The organism is Acinetobacter sp. UBA2581 (genome assembly GCF_002339435.1).
GTDB lineage: Bacteria > Pseudomonadota > Gammaproteobacteria > Pseudomonadales > Moraxellaceae > Acinetobacter > Acinetobacter variabilis.
In genome coordinates, this window is record NZ_DDLD01000042.1 from 1 (window position 1) to 24,494 (window position 24,494).

Below are 24,494 nucleotides of genomic sequence, written 5' to 3' on the forward strand. Positions count from 1 at the left end.
AAAAGTGTCAACACACCCTAAATAGATAATAAATAAAGATTTATTGATTAAAAAATAATCTTTTAAAAGGTAAATATTTATTTTTCAAAGCCTTCACTATAGGGTGAAAGGTGGGATAAATAAGTGCTCAAAAGGATATCAATTAAATTTGAACACTTATTCATTTTAGGAAAAGCTAATTTTCTGATTTTACAGTTGTTTTCTCAATGAGAAAAATTAATTACTCTAAAGTACTTCTTAACATCCAGGCTGTTTTTTCATGCACATCAAGACGTTGCGTGATTAAATCTGCAGTCGGTTGATCGTTGACTTCATCAACAACTTCAAAAAGATTGCGTGCGGTACGAGCTACCGTTTCATGAGCATTTACCAATAAACGCAACATTTCTTGGGCATCTGGTACACCTTCTACTTCTTTAATAGCAGTCAGCTTAACAAATTGCTGGTAAGTGCCGGGTGCGGCAAAGCCTAAGGCCCGGATACGTTCTGCAATCAGATCAAGAGCATTCCACTGTTCGGTATATTGGGTCATAAACATGCTGTGCAGACTATTGAACTGTGGTCCGGTGACATTCCAGTGAAAGTTGTGGGTCATTAAATAGAGGGTATAGCTGTCTGCCAATAATTTAGATAGACCTTCGACGATTTTGGCACGGTCTTCGTAAGAAATACCAATATCAATTTTCATAGCTTTAGCATTTTTTTCTGAAGAGCCCATGTTTTACTCCTTAACAATTTTGTAGAGAGATATCTTTTAAAATAGAAGTTTGCCAGTCATGGTTGAAAAGATAGGAAATCTTGGCAACATGACCTTTTATATGAAATAGATTTTTGCCACTATTTATATGTGGAAATAATTTAAGTACTTCTGAGTTATGAGTTATATAGTTTATAGGACGGGCAAAGATATAAGTTTAGGCGTTCTGTATAGCCTGGTGACAGGATTGTAACTGTATAAAGAAATTAATTTTACCTTATAAAACTCAAATGTCTGGATCAGTTTTTTTAAAAAATTGTTTTCACTTTTAGATGATTAAGCCTTTATTTCATGATTTTATCTTTTAGTAAAAACTATCAGCTTTAAATTTTTCGAACTTTGTGATCGTTACTCGGTAAAAAAAACTGTGTAGTTAAGAAAAATAACAGAACTGTGCCTTTATTAAACAAGCCACTACAAAGACTCAGCAATGTATTCGTCAAATCTCGTTATGTTAGGGATACAGACGAAATCAATAAAAAGATTTTCATACTCAGCAACAGCTCACCATATACAGATAAAAGTGGAACTTTATTTTTCTGTAAAAACGGCAAGATGTTGAATAAAACTCAAGCGAATTTGAGATAGGCAAAAAAAGACTTTACTAAACTCAAGATCAGCAAGGAAAATGTCATGAAAATTAAGGCGAACAGTCCAGCCACAGGTAAAAATGGTTTAGATAAGCAGAATACCAATAAAAAAAGTGAGCAGCTTGATGCATATCGTAGCGACTCAACCGAACAGACACTGACTACCAACCAAGGTGTCAAGATTTCGGATAACCAGAACAGTCTAAAAGCGGGCGTTCGTGGGGCAACTTTAATGGAGGATTTTATTCTCCGTGAAAAGATTACCCATTTTGATCATGAGCGTATTCCAGAGCGAATTGTGCATGCACGTGGTGTTGGGGCACATGGTTTTTTTGAAGCTTATCCAGGCAATGAAAAATGGACTAAAGCCGGGTTTCTAACCAATACCGGTGCTCAGACTCCAGTCTTTGTTCGATTCTCTACAGTACAAGGTCCTCGCGGTTCAGCAGATACGGTACGTGATATTCGTGGTTTTGCGACCAAGTTTTATACGGATGAAGGTAACTTCGACTTGGTGGCTAATGATGCGCCAGTATTCTTTATTCAGGATGGCATCAAGTTTCCTGATTTTGTCCATGCGCTGAAACCTGAACCACAAACCGAGATTCCATCAGGTGCGTCAGCACATGATACTTTCTGGGACTTTGTCTCTCTTGTACCTGAATCTGCACATGCGGTGATGTGGGCAATGTCGGATCGTGCAATTCCACGTAATTTACGATCTATTCAAGGTTTTGGTGTGCATACCTTCCGTTTAATTAATGCTGAAAATAAAGCTGTTTTTGTGAAGTTCCACTGGACGCCTAAACAAGGTCTGACACAGCTGGTATGGGATGAAGCGCAAAAACTGGCAGGTAAGGATCCGGATTTCCATCGTCGTGACCTATATGAAGCAATTGCTTCAGGTAATTACCCGGAATGGGAATTAGGTGTACAGATCGTTCCTGAAGAAGATGAAATGAAATTTGATTTTGACTTGCTGGATGCAACCAAAATCATTCCGGAAGAACTGGTTCCAGTGACTCCAATTGGCCGTATGGTGTTGAACCGTAATGTTGATTATTTCTTTGGTGAAACTGAGCAGGTAGCCTTCTGTCCAGGGCATGTTGTACCAGGCATTGACTTTACCAATGACCCGCTACTACAGGCACGACTGTTCTCTTATACTGATACTCAGCTGAGCCGCTTGGGTGGTCCAAACTTCCATCAGATTCCAATTAATAAGCCGGTTTGCCCATTCCATAACAATCAGCGTGATGGTTTGCATCAACGTCTTATTCACACCGGACAGGCCAACTACGAACCAAACTCGATTGATGACAACTGGCCAGCTGAAGCACCAGGTGTGACTCAGGCAGGTGGTTTCGAAAGCTATCAGGAGCGTATTGACGGTCATAAAATCCGCCAGCGTAGTGAGTCCTTTAACGATCACTTCACTCATGCCCGTTTATTCTATCAAAGCCAGGCACCGCATGAGCAGAAGCATATTATTGATGCCTATGTCTTCGAACTGAGTAAAGTACAGCGCCAAAATATCCGTGAACGTGAAGTGCTTGAAGTGCTGTGCAATATTGACTTGACGCTGGCTCAACAGGTCGCGGATCAATTAGGTATTGAAATCCCAGCTGAGAAAAAAGCTGCCAAACTGCCTGATGTACTGATTTCTAAGCGTCTGTCTTTTGAAGCGTTTAAACCTGCCGATATTAAGGCACGTAAAATCGCGATTCTGGCACATGACAAAGCCAATGAAGCCAGTATTAAAGCTGTACAGGCTTGGGCTGAATCAGAGAGTGCTGTGGCTGATGTGTTAACACCTCGTCCAGGACCAGTTCTGAGCCAGCAAGGTACAGTGATCTCATCTGATGGTATGCAGAAAGCTGAACCGTCGATTGCCTATGATGCTGTAGTCATTGTCGATGGCGATAACTATGACATGGTGCTGAAAGATGGTATCGCGACTCACTATCTGCTTGAAGCTTATAAGCATCTGAAACCGATTGTATTTCTGGGAGATAAAGGTCAGCTGATTGAAGATCTAAAACTGATCAGTGATGAGGGTACTTTAGCAAATTCTCAATTCGATACTGTGCAAGATAGCTTCAAGACCTTGATCATGAATCATCGTGTTTGGGCGCGTGAATTGATCTCAGAAACTATTCCTGCATAAATACTATGAGAATAGAAACTTCGGCTTCTATTCTCTATTTCAAGGAATAAAAAGTTTATGGCGAGACCAGATCCTAAAAAATTACTGGCACAGATACAAAATGCGCAATGGAGTAGGGAGCACGATATTTATCTGATCGAACATAACCATCTACCCATGAGTCAACTTAGAGAAAAATTGCCTTTTAGTGAAGAAGAAATTATGGCACGCCGTAAGGTACTAGGACTAATGACCCGTTTAAAACAGATGAAAAGACTTTTTCCTTAACTGGCTTTCATCAAATGACCACAATATCGATATTTTTGAGGAAGCACTTTTATGGACCTCAGTTCAATATTAGAAAGATTTAAAAATTCATCATTAGAACCTAAAGAAAATATTCAAACGACTTTGAAGGAACTGGTGCAACTTTCGGATCAGGTTCCTTTTCCTGCATCAGGGGAAACTTTAAAACGCTGGCAAATTTTAAGCCAGATCTCGGCAACCAATTTAAGTCTGGGCAAAATATTTGAGTCGCATCTGGATGCAATTGCGATTCTGCATGAATTAAATATTCCGGCACATCCTCATCAGCTTTGGGCAGTCTGGGCAGCAGAAGGCGGGCCTCAACCATTGCAGCTGAATGAAGATAAGCTGACTGGCATTAAGACCTGGTGTTCCGCTTCTAGCTGGGTAGAGGCAGGCTTACTGACTTATCAGGATGAACAAAATTACTCTCAATTGCTAATTGTAGATATGAAGCAGCCCGGTATTCAGCATGATCATACTGTCTGGCAAGCTGTGGGAATGCAGCATACATCCACTGCACAGCTAGAATTTAATCAGGTTCCTGTCAAAAAAGTCGCTGATCCACATGCATATCTGGATCGGGTAGGATTCTGGCATGGAGCAGCAGGCGTTGCTGCTTGCTGGTATGGTGCGACAGTAGCTCTTGCTGAATATCTGCAGCAGGAACAGTTAAGAAAACCGCATATGTATAAAGCCATGTATCTGGGTGAAATCAGCTGTGATCTTTTAGCTACTCAGGCTTTGTTTTATCGGGTTGCAGAATTGATTGACCAGCAACCCAAATTTCCTCATCAACTTCAGATTCAGGCTTTGCGCGCGCAGGTTGAAGCCACTGCATTAAATGTACTGAACCAGGTTGGAAAAGCGCTTGGCGCAGCGCCTTATTGTACCAATTCTTATTTTGCCCAGCTCGCAGCAGATCTACCGGTATTTATCCGTCAAAGCCATGCTGCCTTTGATCTTGAGCGTATTGGAGAGCTAAGCGCACAGGAGGAAGAACTATGGGCACTTTAAAACATGAGATTGTCGAAGATCGTGTGATCCATGGGGAAGGGACGCGGGTAGAAGAATGGCGTAACTGCGAAATATTACAGCAGATGCCAGAATTTGATATTTCCAGTGTAATTCCTGCAGATGCCAGAGTCTGTATTGTGGCACCGCATCCGGATGATGAAATTCTGGGATGTGGTGGACTGATGCAACGTTTGGATAAACTCGGCTATAAGATTGTACTGTTTGCAGTAACTAATGGTACGGCCAGCCATCCCGGTTCGAGTCTGTATACGCCAGAAGAACTGAACCAGATTCGTCCAGCAGAAACGCGTCAGGCTCTGGAAGAATTGTCCTTAGAACAGCCGGTTCTTCGGATTGCTTTGGATATTCAGGATGGAAAAGTGGCCGAGCAGCAAGGTTTGCTCAAACAGCAATTGCATTCGTATTTGCAGCCTAATGATATATTGGTCACGACTTTTGTTCATGATGGGCATCCAGACCATGAAATAACTGGTCAGGTCGTCCAGCAGCTCGCGACTGAGTTACAGTTACCTTATATTCAAGTTTTAATCTGGGCATGGCACTGGGCCACACCAGGAGATACTCGAATTCCGTGGGCTGTTGCGCACAAACTCAGGCTGACAGATGAAGAATTAAAATGTAAAGCCCGAGCTGCACGATGTTTCAAGAGTCAGATTGAGAATGACCCGACGACAGAACAGGCACCGATTGTCCCTGAACATGCATTGGAGCGTGTTTTACAGCCATGGGAGGTTTATCTGTATGAACAGTAAATCAACTTATGATCATGCCTATTTTGATGCTTTATATGCGCTGAATCAGGGAGATCCATGGCATTATGAACAGCGCTGGTATGAACAGCGTAAACGTCAGATTTGTAAAGCGCTCTTGCCCAAACTGCATTTTGAATCTGCCATAGAAATCGGTTGCAGTAATGGCATGCTAAGTCAGGAACTAGCTCCTCATACCGGAGAACTCATCTGTCTGGATGCCAATACGACAGCGATCCAGCTAGCGCAACAACGTCTGCAAGATTATTCCCATGTCAGTTTTGTCCAAGGCATTGTTCCGGAAGACTTGCCAGAGCGTAAGTTCCAGCTAATTGTACTGAGTGAGGTTTTATATTATCTGGATCAGGCCGCTTTAGAGAAATTGACCCACTGGCTGCAGCATGCCCTTGATGCAGAAGGCTGTATTCTGGTTTGTCACTGGCGGGCACCGATTTCAGGTTTTAGCTTTACTGGTGATGATATTCATGACCATCTAAATACTCACCTGCCTTATAAAAAATGTTCACAACTTCAGGAACCTGATTTTCTGGTTGATGTCTGGATAAATAGCCCACAGTCTGTGGCAGAGCAAGAGGGGCTTAAATGAATAAAATTGGTGTGGTCATTCCTGCCTGTAATGAAGAAGCCTATATAGAACGTTGCCTGCTGGCCTTAAAAAAAGCACAATTTGAATTTTATCAATACCTTGGTTCATCTGGAAATATTCCCGAGATTAAGATTTTAGTTGTCTTAGACAGTTGTACCGATCAAACCGCGATCAAAACGGTGCAACTGGGGGTAGAAGTCATTAGTTGTGACTTTCGTTCGGTGGGTAAGACCCGTCATTTAGGAATTCAAAAAGTAATTGAACAAGGATGCGACTGGATCTGTTGTACCGATGCGGATTCATGTGTTCAGGAGGACTGGTTCAAAACCATGTGGCAGCACCAACCCACTGACGCAATTTGTGGGGTCGTTGAAGTAGACGAATGGAAAAATTTTAGCGTGGAAGCCCGATTGAAATATTTAGGTCACTATCAGGACAAAATGGATCATCGCCATATTCATGGTGCAAATTTATGTTTTAAAACAAGTATATATAATGATTTTAATGGGTTTCGCCAGCTAGATTGTCATGAAGATGTCGACTTTGTTCGCCGTTTACAACAGGCAGGAGTCGACATTACCTGGTCCAATCAATTGAGGGTAGCGACCAGTAGTCGACTACAATCAAAAGTTGCTGAAGGTTTCGCCTGTTTTTTACAAAATCTTGAGTTACAGGAAGCAATGAAAAAACCGATTAGCGTATACAAATAAAACTATAAAATTATAAATTTTATACAATCAATTACTTGTAAAAAATTTAAAAATTCATCTCTAAAAGCTATTTCATTTAGAAAAATTCTGTTTATAATTCACACAAATTAAGCCCTGCTACTTATATTTTTCAGCTATAAGTCCGCGGGGTTTTTCTATGGATGATTGGTAATGGATGCCTGAGCTCTTTCTTTTGGAATGACAATGTTAAATTCACAGCTAATTTCTCGTCTTCAGTCTCCATCACCGTATCTCTGGCAGAAAATCGCCACTGCACTGTGTTTTTTTAGTCTAGGTTTTAGTACAGCTGCCTGGGCGCCATTAATTCCTTATGCGCAGCAGCGCTTATTGCTGAACCATGCTGACTTTGGTTTGCTTTTGCTATGTGCCGGAGTTGGCTCAATGCTGGCCATGCCATTGGCAGGTCGTATGGCGAGCAAGTTTGGTTGCCGTACAGTACTGGCTGTTATTCTGGCTGCATTTCTGTTCATCTTGCCAGCGCTAGCGATTAGTCCTACCAGCTTGATGATGGCAATTACCTTGTTTTTCTTTGGGGCCAGTGCAGGCGCTTTAGGTGTAACTGTAAATATTCAGGCTGCCCAGATTGAAAAACTCATGGATAAAAGTTTGATGTCGGGTTTCCATGGCGTATGTAGCTTGGGTGGTCTGGTTGGTGTATTGGGCATGACCACGTTAATGGGATTTGGTCTGGCACCTTTAACTGGCGCACTGGTCGTAAGTGTGATGTTGCTTGCGATTGCGATGCTTGCAATTCCATTTTGCTTAGGTGGTCAGTCATCAACTACAGAAGAAACTAATACAGCTACAGCAAAACCTGCGAAAAAAGCGCTACCAACATTCGCAATTTTAGGTATTGGCCTGATCTGTTTTGTATCTTTCCTGTCTGAAGGTGCAGCAATGGACTGGAGCGGTATTTATCTGGCAACCCAGTTTAATGTACCTGCAGCGCATACCGGTTTGGCTTATAGTTTCTTTGCTGGCTTAATGGTTCTTGGACGTTTTAGCGGTCATCTCATCATTCAAAGCTTGGGTGAAAAAATCACTATTTTACTAAGTGCTTTACTGGCTGCAGCAGGCTTATTCATGGTGATCTTTGCACCAGTATGGCAAGTCGTTTTAACCGGTTATGCGATCTTGGGTCTAGGTAGTGCTAACATTGTTCCATTGATGTTCTCTCGTGCAGGCCGTCAAAAAACTATGGCTTCTCATGTAGCATTATCTTATGTATCGGTATTTGCTTATACCGGTTCATTGATCGGACCAGCGCTGGTAGGTTTCGGTAGTGAAATTATTGGCTTGCGTTTAGTATTTACGGTCATCGCAGTTGCTTTAATGAGCATTGTAATCCTGAACCATCTGACTGCCGGTCACAAAGAATCAGAAAAAGCAGAAGGTCTTATTGCCGGCCTAGACCATAAAACACCAGCATAAAGCTGGTGTTTTTTATGGGCTTTTCAGACTTATGCATGCATATTGAACTGGGTCGAGATGCCTTTGGCCACTGGTCGATAAATTCGCAAGCTTTGTGATTTTTTCAGGTCCGACAGGAACTGATCACGCCAGCGAATGATATCGAAATTCTTTAAGCCTTGCTGTAAATAGCGGTAACGTTCCAAACGTTCTGACTTAGGCATACGCAAGGCTCTTTTCAAGGCTTTGGCCATACTGTCCTGATCATAAGGATCGACCAGTAAGGCTTCCTTCATTTGCTCGGCAGCCCCGGCATATTTAGACAGAATCAATACGCCTGGATCTAATGGATCTTGCGCAGCAATATATTCTTTGGCGACCAGATTCATCCCGTCACGGATTGAATTCACCCAGCAAATATCCGCCTTACGATAGAGCTGCATCAGGGCTTCATGACCCAAAGTGTCATAGCTACAGTCAAAAGGCAGCCAGTTTGCATTACCATGCTGATGGTTTAAATTCTGCACCGCAGCCTGGAACTGTTCATAAAGTTTTTTATAGCTGTTCACATCCAGTCGGCATGGGCAGGCAATCTGTAATTGCTGGAACTGATTTTTAAATTCAGGCTGTTCATCCAGCAACTCCTGGAATGCATGAATTTTTTCCAGCAGCCCTTTACTGTAATCAATCCGGTCAACCGAAATGATGGTCTTATGGGCATGGGCTTTATCCAGATCAAAGGGCAGGTCAGTGACTTGACTCTCTGCAGCCTGCTTCTGAATTTGTGCTGGATGTACACCGATTGGATAAGCCTTCACATAAATCCGTTTAGACTGATAACTCAGGATTTCATCATTGCGATGCTGGATATTTAATACCTGTTCCAGGAAATCGATACAGTTGGCCTGATCGCGTGGAGTTTGCAGGCCGATGACATCAAAATCTGCCAGATGTCGGGCCAGTTCCTGATAAGGAGGCAGCGTTTGCCAAAGTTTCAGTTCCGGGAAAGGAATATGCAGGAAGAACCCAATCCGGTTGCGCATGCCTAATTTACGACAGTAATGCGCAACACTCAGAAAATGATAATCATGAATCCAGATGATGTCATGCGGTGAAGCCACCTGTTTCAGGTGTTTGGCAAAACGCAAATTGACATCTTTATAGGTTTTAAAATCCTGCGGTTGATATTCGACACGTTGATGCTGGTCATGCATTAACGGCCATAAGGCATTATTAGAAAAGCCGCAATAATAACCCTGGTACTGGGCTTCGCTCAGTGCACTGGTATGATATTCCACATTCTGATGTTTCAGAATCTGAAATTTCTGTTCCTTGTTCTGGTCAACTCTGGAGCCATTCCATCCAACCCAGATACCGCCTATATCTTGCAATGCATCCTGCAATGCAACAGCCAATCCACCAGCCTTCATACTTTCTGGGTTAGGTAGATTCACACGGTTTGATAACACAATGAGTTTAGACATGTGATTTCTCCAATCGTTGTTGTTCTTGTACTTCAATTACATTTAAAAATTCTTTCAGGAAGGCCTGAACTTGAGAGACGTTTTCCAGTCTGTACCGTGCTAGGGTCTGGCCAGGGCCTACTTTGATTGAGCAGCCGTCAAGGGCATTGATGACCTTGAATCCGGCTTCATCGGTCAGGTCATCGCCGATAAACATGGGGTAATGATCAGTGAGATGGTATTGCTGAATAATCTGTTGAATCGCTGAACCTTTATTGGCGCCTTTGGGCACCAGTTCAAAAACATACTTGCCAGCTTTTAACTCAAAGTCGGAAAACTGGTTGAGACATTCCAGCGCAAAAGCATGTACGCGATCTTCTAGTTGAGGATGTTCACGAAAATGTAGCGCAACAGAATAATCTTTAACCTCGATCCGCAAATCAGGGATTTGAACTGCCTGTTCCTGAATATATTGTTTTAGGGCTTGTAGCTGCGACTTATTTAAAGAGATTAATGTCTTTAAATCAGCTTGATAGATTAATTCCAGACCATGTGATCCAGCGATATTCCATTGCAGAGGGTGAATAAGTTTTTGTGCTTGTAAAATAGAACGACCCGTAACTAATATCAGCTGAATATATTGTTGTAAATTTTCCAATATATTTATAATTTCAGAATGAATTATACTTTTATCTGGATCTGGGTGAAATTCAGAGATTGTTCCGTCAATATCAAGAAATAAAACAACCTGGTCTGAGTCCATATTCAGGTTGCAATCATTTAAAATCATCTTTGGCGATATATAAAAAGATGAGCTAGATGAATCTTCTAAATCTTGTTCCCTATGTATGCCTGACATAAATCCACCTAAGTGCATGATATAAAATAGATTAAAATTTAGAGTTAAACTGTGTGATTTTTAATCTAATTAGTTTTATAACATATTCTATTTTTTTAAATGGCTTTAGGCGCAGAAAAGAAACACTTTTGACATGTAAAGTTACTTTGTAAAATTTGGAAATATTCAGCAGAAAAGGTTGATATTCTTTATGTATTTGTAAAATAATTTTTCAGTGATTTTTAATATATTAATAATGATATTTAAGGTATTGCATATTAAGTGATTGAGTAAGTTTAATTGCTATAAATAAGATTCTTTTGATTATTTAGTGTAAAAAATGGTTTTAATTTATATTTCTAGAAATTAATTCATTAGATTTCTATTAAATAATAGGCATTAAATTAGAAATATTTAAAAACACATTTAATATAAAATATAAATATAGCGCAGCCTATTAATTTTTTATTAAAGCCGGTTTTGAAAGGAAGGATAAATTATAAAATCTTGGTGCTACATAGAAGAGAGAGGTTTATATCGTTGAGAGACTAGGTGTAGACATAACCCCATCATAAAGAGGAGAGCAGAGTGCTTATAGCTCTCTCCAGACATCGTTCTCATCTTTCAATGGAATAGTAAAGTTAAAGTCATCATCATTACTGACTAAAAGACTGGTAGGGGTTTGCATCAAAACTTTTAAAACAGTACCAGCTTCAAAAATAATCGGGTGACAGTTTTCCTTTTCCAAGGTCACTGGCTTAAGTAATTCAATCACAGAACTTTCCATATTTTTATTCCCAAATATTGATACTTCGCTATTTTTTAATCTTAACATGATTTTTGCAAATTTAACTAATTTTTGAAAAACCGAGATATAAGTCAACAAGTCGGTCAATTTTTTCTTAAAAAACGCTGAAGCCAGTAACTTAAAGGGCTAGAGATTAAGATTTAATTTTCAAACGATTTGTATTTCTTAAACCCGAACATTTTAGTCCATTTACTAACGAAAAGAAGAGAAGGAGACAAACGGCCCCAAATAGTAAATCTAGCGCAAAATCTGCTTGTCACTTTTTGACAGGCCAGTCATGATCTCCTCCATTCTATTGCATACGTTATGCGCTAGTATTAAAGCAAGAATCATATAATCTGATATTAATTTGGCTTTAGCGATTTTGTGTTTGTATGTAATTTTTTACATTGAATTGCAAATTTATGCTGCAGTTCGTTGAAAGTCTGAAAATAAGAATAAACTGTGCGTCATTTGGATGACCCCTACATCTATAAGGAGAATTAAGCCCCAATGTTTAAGTCATTTTTTCCACAACCAGTGTGGTTTTTTAGTAGTCTGGTACTGTGGTTTCTGATCAATCTTGGCCTTTGGCATAGTGGTGGATCAGGCTGGGGTGTCTATTTAGGTATGACTGAAGGTTATCATGATCTTAAAATGCCGATAGGAATCAGCCGTTTCTGGGCGCCAAAATTTCTCTGGTTCTATCTCTGGTTTTTTGTAAGTACCGCGATATTCGCTACCTTCTGGTATTTTAAAGCGAAACATCCCTGGCAGCGCTGGTCCGTGTGGGGCTCGGCCTTTATCCTGTTCAATATCTGGTTTGGGGTGCAGGTTAATGTCGTCTTAAATGAATGGTATAGCCCGTTCTATGACCAGATCCAGAATATGCTCACCCAAGGGGGCGGAGATGTCAGCCTATTATATCAAGGTGCATTGACCTTTATTTATATTGCCATGGTCTATGTCACGCTGGCGGTGTTTAACCTGTTCTTTGTCAGTCATTATGTATTCCGCTGGCGTACGGCGATGAATGACTACTATACGGCGCATTGGGAAAAGTTACGTCATATTGAAGGGGCGTCACAGCGTATTCAGGAAGATACCATGCGTTTTGCCAAAACTACGGAACAGCTGAGTGTCTCACTTATTGAATCTCTGATGCTATTAATGGCTTTCCTGCCAATCCTGTATGAATTATCGAGTCATGTAAAAGTACTGCCGATTGTCGGTGAAATACCGCATGCATTAATGTGGGCGTCGATCGGTTGGGCAGTTCTGGGAACTGTGATTTTAATGATTGTCGGGATGAAACTACCTGGGTTGGAATTCAATAATCAGAAAGTAGAAGCAGCTTATCGTAAAGAGCTGGTTTATGGTGAAGATTATGCCGATCGTGCTCACCCGCTTACCTTGCAAGAACTGTTTAGCCGGGTCCGTAAGAATTATTTCCGCTTGTATTTCCACTATGCCTATTTCAATATGGTCCGCATCTGGTATCTACAACTGAATAATATTTACGGATTATTTATTTTGTTTCCAAGTATTGCTGCGGGTGCGATTACACTGGGTTTAATGATGCAGATCTTGAATGTTTTCGGTAAGGTTCGTGAGTCTTTCCAGTATCTGATTTTATCCTGGCCTACGATTATTGAATTACTCTCCATCTATAAACGTTTGAAAGCATTTGAATCCCATCTCGAATAATTTTTTCTTATATTCATAGACAATTTTAAAAGCCAGACCAGCATAGGTTTGGCTTTTTTATTGATTAATTTTTATCCAAAATCAAATTGAAAATTACGATCTGCAGAAGTACAAAAAAATAGGATGAGTGGTACCCAAACATCCCAATATTAGGGTATTCAAGCTATTTTTTTTGTCTAGAATTTTAAAGGCCAGCCAGGGTGGTATTTAATTTCCAATAATATGGCGTATAAAAACAATTAGTGTACGTAAAGGAAATTATTCAAATTATAATCTCATTCAGACAGCGATAGAGAGCATAATTGCCGTTATCATACATGATAATAATATCTCTAATTTTTGTTGAATGACTAACCGGAGAACTGATCTGTTTCTTCGGTTTTTTTATATCTTTTTTCTACTGCTTCATCTTTCAATTGATGAGTAATCCAGCGTATTTATTGATATTGAAGAATGTTAATTTGATCAATTTATTTGGCTTTAAGCTAGATGAATTAGGCATTCTATTTCCCATTTTTAGTGATAGGTCTCGCTATATTTTTATATTTATCAATCTGTTGAGATTGTTGTTTTGGCACATTTGCTATATGTTATAGAGGCTTGGGGGAGATAAGCAGTGAAGCTAAAATTAATAATTCCAACAATATGTGTAGCAAGCCTGGCTGGATGTAACAGTATTCAGCAAATGAAATCAGATATGCAGCATCCTTATGTAAGTCCTCAAGAACTGATTGTTAAAAGAAACTTGAATCAGGCTGACGGTTCGGCAAAAGAATATGTTTATTCATGGGAAAAATCCAAGCAGCATCTGGAGCCACAATCCCTCTATCCACGAACCACCTTAAGCCAGTATTGTCATGAACGGGGCGGCAAGTTTTCTCTACTGTATAAGAGCCAATTGGCTTCAGTAAAAGATTCTGCCCAGAAGAACCGTTTAAGCAAAAACCGTTATGTCACTCAGGGTATTGGTGCCTATCAATGTACGATGCCCCAAGGGCAAAACTGGATTGTTTCTATTGAGCCGATTTCTGAACATCAGCCAGATAAGAATAATACTACGCGTGTAGTCCGGATCTTAAGCAAACTTCAAAGCCCAGCTGAAGCGCGTCATTTCTATCAGGGCCATAAGACTACGACTAAGTCTAATAAAATTGCCGAGAAGAATGCAGCCAAAACCTCAGTCAAAGATGAGAAAAAGGAATTAGATAAAAAAGAAGCTGATAAGAAAGAAATAAAAATACCTGCTGTTGAACCGACAGTGGTTGCTGTCCCTGCTGCTCGTACAACTAGTATCGAAACGCCACAACAGCAACAGATGAAATTGTATGTAGCTGCACGTCGTGATATCAATAGCGGCAAGAACCTGAACAATGCCTGCAATAATGCCCAGCGTGCCTATAACTATGGCAAATTACAGGGTACAGAAGGAACACGTGTCTATACTGAATCAGGTATGTTAGTGGCACGCTGTTTAAGCAGTATTCCAGTCTATGCTAACCGTATTCCAAATTCCAAGGTTCAGGCCAAACGAATACTGCAGAATCTGGCCACCAACTATAACCATACTGGGGCGAAGAATCAGTTGAGACAGTTAAAATAAGTCTATTATTTTCACATGCAGTTTGATCATTTATTTAGCAGATTAGATGCTCATGAAAAGTCATCTACTTTAAGGATTGGTGATATTGAAAAAAGTATTTCTTAAGCATAGGCGGACTTAAAAATAATATTTTTCTTTTGAAGATCAATGATAAAAGATAAATAGTTATTCTGTTGATAGGAATAAAAATTAATTAGTATTAGGTTGCAAATCGAACCTTATTTCACAGTGAATCTCCCATCGCCATCTCAGATTTTCTCTTCTATATCTCCTGTTAAATACAAGCTAATTCAACGGCATATTTTAGAAATTATTGGTATATCTTTTGCTTAAAAATTATCAGTCTTGTGCTTATGGACTGAGCAAGAAAAACTAATTGATTTTTAACATACACAATAATGAGATTTATCGCTTGAGAAAACATATTTTAAGTCATTTGATTCTTGTGGGTGCATTTCTACATTCGTCTGTGAGTTATGCAGTGAGTACAACTTCATTAAAATCGGCAATTGATCTGAATGCGATTGATCGGACGGTTGATCCAAAGCAGGATTTTTATCAATTCGTGAATGGAAACTGGCTGAAAACCGCAAAGATTCCAGAAGATCAGGCATTGTCGGGTGCATTTGCTGAAGTGAGTATGAAATCAACCCAGCAGTTATTTGACATTTTTAATGAGCTGGCTAAAAAACAGTATCCGCAAGGTAGCAATGAACAAAAGGTCGCAGATCTCTATGCCAGTTATATGGATACCGATCGGCTGGAACAACTTGGGCTTGAGGCATTGCAACAAGACCTGCAGCGGATTGAAAGTATCAAGACCAAAAAAGATCTGGCAGAGTTTTTTGCCTATGCGGAAAAAATCAATTTGAATTTGCCCTTCTCTACCCGTTTTTATCAGGACCGTAAAGCTTCTTCCAAGGCTATGATGTATGTAGGGCAAGGTGGCTTGGGGATGCCTGATCGTGATTTTTACCTGAGTGAGCAGCCTCGACAACAGGAAATTCGCAATACTTATCTGCTTTATATCGCCAATACCCTGAATTTTGCCGGTCAGCCTAAGCCGATTGAAGATGCTCGCACTATCCTGGCTTTGGAAAAGGCACTGGCAAAAATTAGCTGGTCCGCTGTGGAGCTACGCAATGATGAGGTGAGAACCTATCTCGTTGAGACTAAAAATATCATTAACTATATGCCTTCTTTTGACTGGATGAATTATTTCTCAGAACTGGGCTTAAAAGGTGCAAGAAAAGAGGTTGCGATCTCGCAGATTAATTATTTGCGTCAGCTGGATCAGTTATGGAAGGTCGTTCCAATTGAAACTTGGCAAACCTATTTGAAATTCAACCTGATCAATAGTTATTCACCATTTTTAACAGAAGTTTTTCAAAATCATCATTTTGAATTTTATGACAAAACGCTAGAGGGTGTACAAGCACGTTCTCCACGGAATGACTCTGCCTTGAAGCTAACTAATGGTATTTTAGGCAATGTGCTTGGCAAGCTTTATGTAGAAAAGCACTTTAATGAAAGCCAGCGCCCAGCGATGCTGGAAATGGTGGAAAACGTCCGTAAAGCCTTTTATCTGAAACTGGATCAGGCAGACTGGATGGGTTCGGATACCAAAAAACAAGTACGGCATAAACTGGACAGCATCAATATTAAAATCGGCTATCCGAAAACATGGCGGGATTATTCAGCCCTAGAGATTCGTAAAGATGATCTGATTGGTAATATTCAGCGGACCCGGCTGTTCAATTACCAGCGTGAACTGGATCAGGTGGGAGAGCCGATTGATCCAGAAGCCTGGCACATGTCGCCACAAACAGCCAATGCTTACTATAACGTCAAGCTCAATGAAATCGTATTACCTGCGGCCATCTGGCAGGCGCCATTTTATTATGATGATAGTCATGATCCTGCGGTGAATTATGGTGCTATAGGGGCTGTTATCGCACATGAAATTAGTCATGGTTTTGACGACAGAGGAAGCCGCTTTGATGCCAAAGGCAAGGGTGAAGAAACCTGGAACGAGCGCGACCGTAAAAAATTCAATGAACGCACTAAAGCCTTAGTCGAGCAATATAAACAATACGAAGCTCTCCCAGGGCATAAGGTGAATGCGGAATTAAATAAAAGTGAAAATATCTCTGACAACTTGGGCTTAGGGATCGCTCATATGGCTTACAAGTTATCGCTCAAGGGTCAGCCAGCACCTGTCATTGATGGCTTTAGTGGAGATCAGCGTTTTTATATAGGCTGGGCACAAGTCTGGCGTAGTAAAAGTAATCCTGAATATCTGTTAAATAGCCTAAACCTTGCCAGCCATGCACCAGGTCATGTACGTGGCAATGGCGCTGTCCGTAATCAGCAAAGTTTCTATGAAGCTTTTGAGATTAAAGAAGGGGACAAGATGTATTTATCATCTGAAAAACGAATCTCCATCTGGTAACAGGTTTTAAAAAACAGGTCTATTTATCTGAAAAGAGACAGGCCTATTTTTTTATCTAAACGACCAGCAGGCAGAGCCAAGACCAGTTTAAAAATTGGCATATATGCTGCTTGTAAAGATTTAAGTGTTTGATTATTAGGTCAACACGTATTGATAAATTTAACTGCGCAGTGAAGCGCGAGGATAGCAAGCTTTGAAAATTTTTCTAAAAACCGCATTGGTAAGTGCTTTATTAGCCGTTTCCTCTGCAAATTATGCTTCAGATCAAACCGCTATTGCAGCACTTGGCTCGGGGATTCATCTTCAACATTTTGATAAAAAAATCGCACCACAACAGGACTTCTATCAGCATGTAAACGGGCACTGGTTAGAGCATGAGGAAATTCCAGCTGATATGCCAAACTGGGGTGCATTCACAATTTTGCGTGAAAATTCGACCCAGCAATTACATGACATTGTAGAAGAGCTGGCGAAAACCAAATCGGAATATGGCAGCAATGAGCAGAAAGTGGGGAGTTTGTATGCCAGCTTTATGGACACGGAAACTTTAAATGCAAAAGGTATCCAGCCGCTAAAAGCAGATATCGCCAAAATTGAGGCCATGAAAAGCAAGAAAGATTTTACTTTGTTGCTTGCAGACTATGCAAAAAACCGTGTCAGCACGCCTTTTGAGTTTGGCGTGATGCCTGACTTGAAAAAGTCTGATCAAATGGCGGTGTTTTTGGGTCAAAGTGGTTTAGGTTTACCGGATCGTGATTACTATTTAAAAGACGATGAAAAACTGAAAAGTGCCCGTGAAACTTATGTTAAACACATTGCTAAGCTGTTGACGCTATCGGGTGAAACAGAGGCAGAAGCGGCTGCACATGCACAATCTATTCTGAAGTTAGAAACTGAAATTGCCAAAATTCATTGGGATAACGTGCAGAACCGTAATCTCGAAAAAATGTATAACGTCTATACATTAAAAGACGTCAAAAGCCTGGTGCCAGAATTTGACTGGAAAACCTATTTTAAAGCGACGGGTTTAGACAAAAAAACCAAAACCGTAATTGTGGCGCAAAAAAGTTATTTTGAAGATTTAAACAAGATTTTAAGCAGCACACCCCTCGATGTATGGCAAACCTATTTCAAATTCCATCTGATTGATGGTGCTGCACCTTACTTAAGTCAGGAATTTGCTGATGCAAACTTTGAAATGTACAGCAAAACCTTACGCGGTGTGACCGAGCAACGGGCACGCTGGAAACGTGGGGTTGATATGACCAATGCGGTACTCGGTGAAAGTCTGGCACAAGTCTATGTCGCAAAACATTTCCAGCCTGAACAGAAACAGCGCATGGAAAAACTGGTAGAGAACCTGTTGCTGGCATTTGAACAGAATCTGGAAAAACTGGACTGGATGGGTGCAGAAACCAAAGCACAGGCACACCGTAAGCTGAAAAGCTTTAGAGTGAAAATCGGCTATCCAAATAAATGGCGTGACTACAGCAAGCTGGAAATTAAAGATGGCGACCTGATTAGTAATCTGCGTCGTACCAACAGTTTCAATTATGACATCGCGCTGGATAAACTGGGCAAACCGGTTGACCGTGAAGAATGGCATATGCTGCCGCAAACGGTAAATGCTTACTACAACCCGATGGGCAATGAAATTGTTTTCCCTGCTGCGATTTTACAGCCGCCATTCTTTGATATGAATGCCGATGATGCCGTGAACTATGGGGCAATCGGGGCAGTAATTGGGCATGAAATCAGTCATGGCTTTGATGATCAGGGCAGCCGTTTTGATGCGGACGGCAATATGAAAAACTGGTGGACTGAAGAAGACGATAAAAAATTCAAGGAAAAAACCAAAGCTCTGGTCGAGCAATATAATGCTTATGAAGCGATACCGGGCTATCATGTCAATGGTGAGCTGACCTTAGGTGAAAATATTGCCGATAACTCAGGTCTGGCGATTGCCTATGAAGCTTATAAACTGTCACTGAATGGCAAGTCTGCACCGGTGATTGATGGATATACTGGAGATCAGCGTTTCTATATTGGCTGGACGCAAGCATGGCGTGCCAAAGTTCGTCCGGAACTGGCATTACAGCTGTTAAAAACAGATCCGCATTCACCAGCAGCCATTCGTGGCCGTGCGACCTTAGTTAACCAGAAACCTTTCTATGAAGCCTTTAGCGTCAAGCAAGAAGATCCGATGTATCTGGAAGAAGATAAACGGGTAAAAATCTGGTAAGTCTGATTTCCTCATTCGATTCCAAAAATCCTGGCTGATGTCGGGATTTTTTTATCTCTCAGGTTACAGAGTTCTACAGGTTTTCCAACCTTTTACATGCTACAAAGAAACTACATTGTTCAAGCAGTTTGAACGGGTGAAAAAGGAAAGATTATGGGTTTTAAAGTTTTATCTGGTCTTCGGGCAGTCTTCATGACTACAGCATTACTGGGTGCAACTCAGATTGCGACAGCTGGTCCAACAGTTGATCAGCTTAGTGACTGTTTAATGAAATCCACGACAGCCACTGATAAAACCACAGTCTTGCAATGGACCTTTGTGGCATTGGGTAATCATCCCGATCTGAAAGCTTTTAGCAATGTAACCGCAACTCAAAAGGAAACACTCGACAGAAATTTAGCGACAGTTTTACAGCGGATTCTGGTTGAGCAATGTCCAACCCAAACCAAAGCGGTGATTCAGGCTGAAGGAGTACAAGCAGTGGGTGAAAGTTTCCAGGAGCTTGGGCAGGTCACAGGTGAGGAAATACTGAAAAATCCGGAAATCAAAAGTCAGCTAAGTGGCGTACTCAAATATATCGATATGAGCAAATTGGTCACGACGTTTTTGACACCTGACGTGTGGAATAGATTAAGCCTCACCCGTTAATTAATTGCAGATGCAGCCAAACTTAAACCGCAAAAATGTGGTTTAAGTTTTGTAGAGCTTGCCTGGAAACAGGCGGTCTCGAATTTCATCCCAGTTGGTCGATAGCCAGCAAATAAAGGAACCTAAGGTAACCATCATCGTGCCGATCCAAAAGGTGTGGGATAGACTGGTATTCAGTACCCACATGGAAATGACAGACGAAAAAATCGGGCTAAAATAAGATAACGCGACCAGCATTGCGATATTGCCCTGGTTAATTCCGATATTCCACGCTGCATAACCCAAGCCAGTTACGATCGACACCAGCAACATATATAGCATGATATTCAAGTCAATATTAAGAAGTTGTGGTAGTTGTTCGGGATCTAACAGCAGCGTCTTGCTCCAGAGAACCACACTTACCATCGCGAAAAAGAACACGATCGGGTTATGTCCTTGGCTGTATTTTTTGGTAAATACACAATATAGCGACCATAAACTCGCCCCAATAAATGCCAATATATAACTGGTCGGATTGCCTTGTATATTGTGAATGACGGTTGCTAAATGAATATCGCCGTTGCCCGTCTGGATATAAAAAATACCTGCCAGACTAATACTGAGCCCTACCACTACTAAGCTGTGAAATTTTAGTTCATGAAATAAAATCAGCATGGCGATGGTCATACTGGGCCACAGATAATTCACTAAACTAATTTCAATGGCTTGCTGTGCAGTTTGTGCAAGTGCTACGGCATAGGCAAAGCAGATTTCATATACCAGAAATAATACAGCTGCACTCAGCAGATAAAATTTGGGTATGGTTTTGAGTTTGGGAACGCCAAAAACAGCCAGTAAGAGCAGGGTGCTTAAGCTATACATCATGAGTACAGCCAGGTCAGGTCCAATACTAAAACTGATTTTTTTGAGCAATCCTACGATAGATGACCACTGTAAAATAGCACTTAAGCCAATCAGCGTAGCGAGGTTTTTCGACATGATAAGGGCGGGATGGGAGAATGTGCAGATTGTATTCCTGTTGAGTGATTTTCAATATGGGACAGACACGATTTTATGATCAAATTCAAAAAAATCGTTAATAACCGCTTTATGATTTGAATATCCCGATCATGAGTTTAATGATCCAGAAAATGGGCGTGAAAATTAGCTCGATACCATCGGAAAGATTAGCAATTTTGCTTTCTCTGGCTGTGTGCCTCCGTGGTTTGATGGGTTTGCGTCGTCTTGACTGATATGCGCCAATGATAAACACAAGAATGATCAGGATAATGCTAATTAAGATAATGTAATTTGACATGTTTTTGTTTTTCTTCGGTTTGTTTTTTGATTTTATAGCATGTTTTAAATCCTCTCCCTAGCCCTCGTCCTTTCTTACGCTTTGTTTTAAAAGCAATGCTTTAAAACTCGCTCAGGAGAGGGAACACCGCGTATCATTTTAATCACATGGCAAAGCCTCCCTTTCTTAAAGGGAGATTTAGAGGGATTTCAAATTTGTAATGAAAGCTCCTTCTCCCACTGGGAGAAGGCAGAGGATGAGAGGAACAATTAAATAAGATCAGGATAAAACTTTTCAAACTCTGGATTCACCGCTTCACCTCGCAGCAAATAACCTTTCGGTTGAATATAACTATAAATTTCCCGTGCTGGTTGTTCGTGCCAGCCAATATTAAAAGCACAAAGTTTTGGGAAAAATTGCAGATGACTATAGTTCAAATTGTTATGAATCCAATAGGCAAGTTGTTGCCAATTGGCTTGGTTTTTCTCATAAAGTTCTAAAAATGACGGAATGACAATACACGCCGTTGCACCATAACCCTTTTCGTCGGGATAGTCCCAAATATGGCTGGCAAAGTTTTTTTCATTGCTAGCACAGTTATGTCCTTTTTCATTGCCGAGTTGATTCACTTGTGGCGAACGATAAGCGGATCGAATGGCAATACGTCCGAATTTCTCTTGTAATGGTTCGAGCAGTTGCTCACACAGTTGTGTACCTGTGTAGATAGCTTTTTCTGGATGGTCTGGGAAGTTAGGTACACCGTACCAATTGGCAATTTCGCTATAGAGGAAGTCACGCATGAAAAAGGACTTTGATAGTTGAACACGTCCTAAGTCTTCGAGTTTGGCGATGGAGCTTACTTTTTTGATGGTCATGTTGTTTTTTGAGTGAATTTTTAAGGCTTAAGTCAAAAACAATATTTTAGCGTATAAGAGTTAGTATCACGAGAATATTTTTTTCTTATATAATATAGTTACTTATTTTGATAAAAATGTAATGTACGAACATATTAAGCAATTGCCGAAAGGGGATCTTCATCTTCATTTAAACGGGGCTATACCTACCAGTTTGATTAAGAAAATGCTATTGGAAAATGCCATCAGCCTACCTGATAATTTCAATATTGACACTGATTTAAATATATTAGAAAGGCAAACGAGTTTGGAGGAATATCTAAAGCCGTGGCGAGTTTTGAATAAAATTCCAACAAGTCAAAGCGACTTAAATCTTCAAGTATTACATGCAGCTCAAGGTCTATCAGAAGACAATGTAAAATTTGCAGAACTAAGAAATACTGTTTTTTATATAGCAGAATTAAACCGAATCAGCTTGGAAGTGGCTTTGGAGTGGCTCCTAGAAGCTTTATTGAATGCTGAGAATAAAGTGGGTATAAGACTAGGATTAATAGTTACTTTGAGTAGATTTCAACTTACAAAAGAAAAAAGTTTAGCTATTTTTGATGCTATGAAAAATTTAAACTATCCTCCTAACTTGGTAGGGGTTGATTTAGCAGGGAATGAAAATATTCCTGTGAATAATGATTTATCCATTTTTTTCAAAAAGTCTAAAGAAGAGTTAGGTCTTGGAATTACTATTCATGCTGGTGAAACAGGAATACTTCAAAATATTGAACAGGCTATTCATGTTTTCGAAGCTGATAGATTAGGTCATGCTAATGCATTGGTAACTTCTGAAAAAATGATGGAAGAAGTAGCTCATAAAAATATACCCATCGAAGTTTGCCCTAATTCAAATTATTTGACTAACTCGATTAAAGATGAAAAATATTCTTTTTTAGACTTTATGAGATATGAAGTGCCTTTTATAATTTGTTCAGATAATCCACAATTACATAATAAGGGAATATCAGAAGATTATTTAAAATTTTATGAATTAACTGGGGATGTGAATTTTTTACAAAATTTTTTTGATAATCAAAGAAAATTTACTTTTATAAAGGGGGTGTGATGGATATTTATATAGTCTCAAGAAATCCGCATAAACAAACTGAATTGAGAAAATATTTAGAGAGTTTAGCTGAAGTATCTGTCAAAGAATATGCCAAAGAAATAAATGAAATCCAGACTCTGAATGTAGAAGAGCTAATTAAGGATAAGTTGATAAAGGCTTTTCAATTTGTTAAATCTCCTGTAATAGTTGAACATACAGGCCTATTTTTAGATGAGTTTGATGGTTTTCCAGGCGGATTAACTCAGCCATTTTGGGATAAGTTACAAAAGGAAAAATTTTGTCATTATTTTAAATCTACTCCCCTAAAGGCTAAGACGGTTATAGGTTTTTGTGATGGAAAGCAAAATCATTATTTCGAAGGTGAAATTGAAGGGATTGTTGCTAATGAGCCTAGAGGGGATGATAGCTTTCAATGGGATTGTGTATTTATACCAAAAGGATACGACAAAACTTTTGCAGAGCTAGGTGATGAAAAATTAAAAATTTCTATGAGAAAGTTGGCATTTGATAAATTTGAGAAATATATAAGAGATAATTATGTCTAATTTAAAGGAATTAACAGCATTAAAAAGTGCTTATAGAGATAGAAAACTTATATTATTTCTTGGAGCTGGTATATCAGCGACTTTGGGGTTACCTAATTGGGAGCGATTGATAGAGATTATGGCTGAGGACCTGGGATATGATTCAGCTATTTTTAAGTCATATGCTGACAATAATTCATATATTTTGGCTGAATACTATTATTTAAAAAGAAATTCTCATTTTGGTCGCTTAAGAACAAAGTTGGATCAAGAGTGGCATTCTAGTGATAAACAGGAAAAATTAGAGCTTTCTGAATTCCATAAGCTTTTAGCAAATAGAAATTTTCCATTGATTTACACAACTAATTATGATGAATGGATTGAGAAGGCTTTTGAGTTTTATAAAAAACCGTATTCAAAAATTACAAATATTGTTGATATAAGTTCTCATAACGTCAACCATAGCCAAATTGTTAAGTTTCATGGTGATTTTTCAGACGATGATAGTATTATTCTAAATGAATCTAGTTATTTTAGAAGAATGACATTTCAAGATCCTTTAGATATAAAGTTTAGAAGCGATATCTTAAGTAATACTGTTCTATTCATGGGTTATTCACTTACAGATAATAATATAGGACTTACGCATTGA

21 protein-coding genes are annotated in these 24,494 nt (G+C 39.7%); 15 read left to right on the top strand and 6 right to left on the bottom strand.

Annotation, left to right across the window (positions count from 1 at the left end; genetic code table 11):
• Positions 1-220: 220 nt before the first annotated feature.
• Positions 221-718 carry a Dps family protein gene (locus B3Q46_RS04955; RefSeq protein WP_004783133.1) on the bottom strand — a complete coding sequence of 166 codons (498 nt, stop codon included), beginning with the start codon at positions 716-718 and terminating at the stop codon, positions 221-223.
• A gap of 672 nt (positions 719-1,390) precedes the next feature.
• Between B3Q46_RS04955 and katE the strand changes: the two genes are divergently transcribed.
• From katE to B3Q46_RS04990, 7 genes are all read left to right on the top strand, one after another.
• Positions 1,391-3,514, top strand: a complete 2,124-nt coding sequence (katE, locus tag B3Q46_RS04960; protein WP_175966951.1) for a catalase HPII — start codon at positions 1,391-1,393, stop codon at positions 3,512-3,514.
• Positions 3,515-3,571: 57 nt separating this feature from the next.
• Positions 3,572-3,781 carry a hypothetical protein gene (locus tag B3Q46_RS04965; protein WP_175966953.1) on the top strand — a complete coding sequence of 70 codons (210 nt, stop codon included), beginning with the start codon at positions 3,572-3,574 and terminating at the stop codon, positions 3,779-3,781.
• A gap of 51 nt (positions 3,782-3,832) precedes the next feature.
• The gene (locus tag B3Q46_RS04970; RefSeq protein ID WP_175966955.1) at positions 3,833-4,816 is read left to right on the top strand and encodes an acyl-CoA dehydrogenase; all 984 of its coding nucleotides are present in this window, start codon (positions 3,833-3,835) and stop codon (positions 4,814-4,816) included.
• Complete coding sequence (locus tag B3Q46_RS04975) at positions 4,804-5,589, top strand: PIG-L deacetylase family protein (protein ID WP_175966957.1); 786 nt, start codon at positions 4,804-4,806, stop codon at positions 5,587-5,589. The genes B3Q46_RS04970 and B3Q46_RS04975 overlap by 13 nt, the downstream gene beginning before the upstream one ends.
• Positions 5,579-6,193, top strand: a complete 615-nt coding sequence (locus B3Q46_RS04980; protein WP_175966959.1) for a class I SAM-dependent DNA methyltransferase — start codon at positions 5,579-5,581, stop codon at positions 6,191-6,193. The genes B3Q46_RS04975 and B3Q46_RS04980 overlap by 11 nt, the downstream gene beginning before the upstream one ends.
• Positions 6,190-6,903, top strand: a complete 714-nt coding sequence (locus tag B3Q46_RS04985; RefSeq protein WP_175966960.1) for a glycosyltransferase — start codon at positions 6,190-6,192, stop codon at positions 6,901-6,903. Before B3Q46_RS04980 ends, B3Q46_RS04985 begins: the two co-directional genes overlap by 4 nt.
• Before the next feature lie 204 nt (positions 6,904-7,107).
• On the top strand, positions 7,108-8,355 hold the full coding sequence (locus B3Q46_RS04990) for an MFS transporter (RefSeq protein ID WP_034705524.1): 1,248 nt from the start codon (positions 7,108-7,110) through the stop codon (positions 8,353-8,355).
• 29 nt (positions 8,356-8,384) lie between these two features.
• On the opposite strand, the gene B3Q46_RS04995 is transcribed toward B3Q46_RS04990, so the two are convergent.
• From B3Q46_RS04995 to B3Q46_RS05005, 3 genes are all read right to left on the bottom strand, one after another.
• The gene (locus B3Q46_RS04995) at positions 8,385-9,818 is read right to left on the bottom strand and encodes an alpha,alpha-trehalose-phosphate synthase (UDP-forming) (protein ID WP_175966962.1); all 1,434 of its coding nucleotides are present in this window, start codon (positions 9,816-9,818) and stop codon (positions 8,385-8,387) included.
• Positions 9,811-10,656 carry a trehalose-phosphatase gene (gene otsB, locus B3Q46_RS05000; RefSeq protein WP_175966964.1) on the bottom strand — a complete coding sequence of 282 codons (846 nt, stop codon included), beginning with the start codon at positions 10,654-10,656 and terminating at the stop codon, positions 9,811-9,813. The genes B3Q46_RS04995 and otsB overlap by 8 nt, the downstream gene beginning before the upstream one ends.
• A gap of 571 nt (positions 10,657-11,227) precedes the next feature.
• Positions 11,228-11,422 (bottom strand): hypothetical protein, encoded by a 195-nt coding sequence (locus B3Q46_RS05005; protein WP_125279298.1) that lies wholly within the window; start codon positions 11,420-11,422, stop codon positions 11,228-11,230.
• A gap of 513 nt (positions 11,423-11,935) precedes the next feature.
• Here B3Q46_RS05005 and sbmA point away from each other — a divergent pair.
• The 5 genes from sbmA to B3Q46_RS05030 all read left to right on the top strand — a co-directional run bounded on the left by sbmA (position 11,936) and on the right by B3Q46_RS05030 (position 20,071).
• Positions 11,936-13,129 (top strand): peptide antibiotic transporter SbmA, encoded by a 1,194-nt coding sequence (gene sbmA / locus B3Q46_RS05010; RefSeq protein ID WP_175966966.1) that lies wholly within the window; start codon positions 11,936-11,938, stop codon positions 13,127-13,129.
• 616 nt (positions 13,130-13,745) lie between these two features.
• Positions 13,746-14,729 carry a hypothetical protein gene (locus B3Q46_RS05015; protein WP_175966968.1) on the top strand — a complete coding sequence of 328 codons (984 nt, stop codon included), beginning with the start codon at positions 13,746-13,748 and terminating at the stop codon, positions 14,727-14,729.
• A 481-nt stretch (positions 14,730-15,210) separates the two neighbouring features.
• Positions 15,211-17,181, top strand: a complete 1,971-nt coding sequence (locus tag B3Q46_RS05020; protein ID WP_228761295.1) for a M13 family metallopeptidase — start codon at positions 15,211-15,213, stop codon at positions 17,179-17,181.
• A gap of 193 nt (positions 17,182-17,374) precedes the next feature.
• Positions 17,375-19,423 carry a M13 family metallopeptidase gene (locus B3Q46_RS05025; protein ID WP_175966971.1) on the top strand — a complete coding sequence of 683 codons (2,049 nt, stop codon included), beginning with the start codon at positions 17,375-17,377 and terminating at the stop codon, positions 19,421-19,423.
• Between the two features lie 153 nt (positions 19,424-19,576).
• A complete protein-coding gene (locus B3Q46_RS05030; RefSeq protein WP_175966973.1) occupies positions 19,577-20,071 on the top strand; it encodes a hypothetical protein in 495 nt (164 codons plus the stop codon).
• 42 nt (positions 20,072-20,113) lie between these two features.
• Here the strand turns inward: B3Q46_RS05030 and yddG are convergent, their stop codons facing one another.
• A complete protein-coding gene (yddG, locus tag B3Q46_RS05035; RefSeq protein ID WP_175966975.1) occupies positions 20,114-21,049 on the bottom strand; it encodes an aromatic amino acid DMT transporter YddG in 936 nt (311 codons plus the stop codon).
• Between the two features lie 567 nt (positions 21,050-21,616).
• A complete protein-coding gene (locus B3Q46_RS05040) occupies positions 21,617-22,222 on the bottom strand; it encodes a hypothetical protein (RefSeq protein WP_175966977.1) in 606 nt (201 codons plus the stop codon).
• 121 nt (positions 22,223-22,343) lie between these two features.
• On the opposite strand from B3Q46_RS05040, the gene B3Q46_RS05045 reads away from it, so the two are divergent.
• The 3 genes from B3Q46_RS05045 to B3Q46_RS05055 are packed head-to-tail and all read left to right on the top strand — an operon-like array spanning position 22,344 to position 24,494.
• On the top strand, positions 22,344-23,315 hold the full coding sequence (locus tag B3Q46_RS05045; RefSeq protein WP_175966978.1) for an adenosine deaminase: 972 nt from the start codon (positions 22,344-22,346) through the stop codon (positions 23,313-23,315).
• Complete coding sequence (locus B3Q46_RS05050; protein ID WP_175966980.1) at positions 23,315-23,863, top strand: non-canonical purine NTP pyrophosphatase; 549 nt, start codon at positions 23,315-23,317, stop codon at positions 23,861-23,863. The genes B3Q46_RS05045 and B3Q46_RS05050 overlap by 1 nt, the downstream gene beginning before the upstream one ends.
• The gene (locus B3Q46_RS05055) at positions 23,856-24,494 is read left to right on the top strand and encodes an SIR2 family protein (RefSeq protein ID WP_175966982.1); all 639 of its coding nucleotides are present in this window, start codon (positions 23,856-23,858) and stop codon (positions 24,492-24,494) included. Before B3Q46_RS05050 ends, B3Q46_RS05055 begins: the two co-directional genes overlap by 8 nt.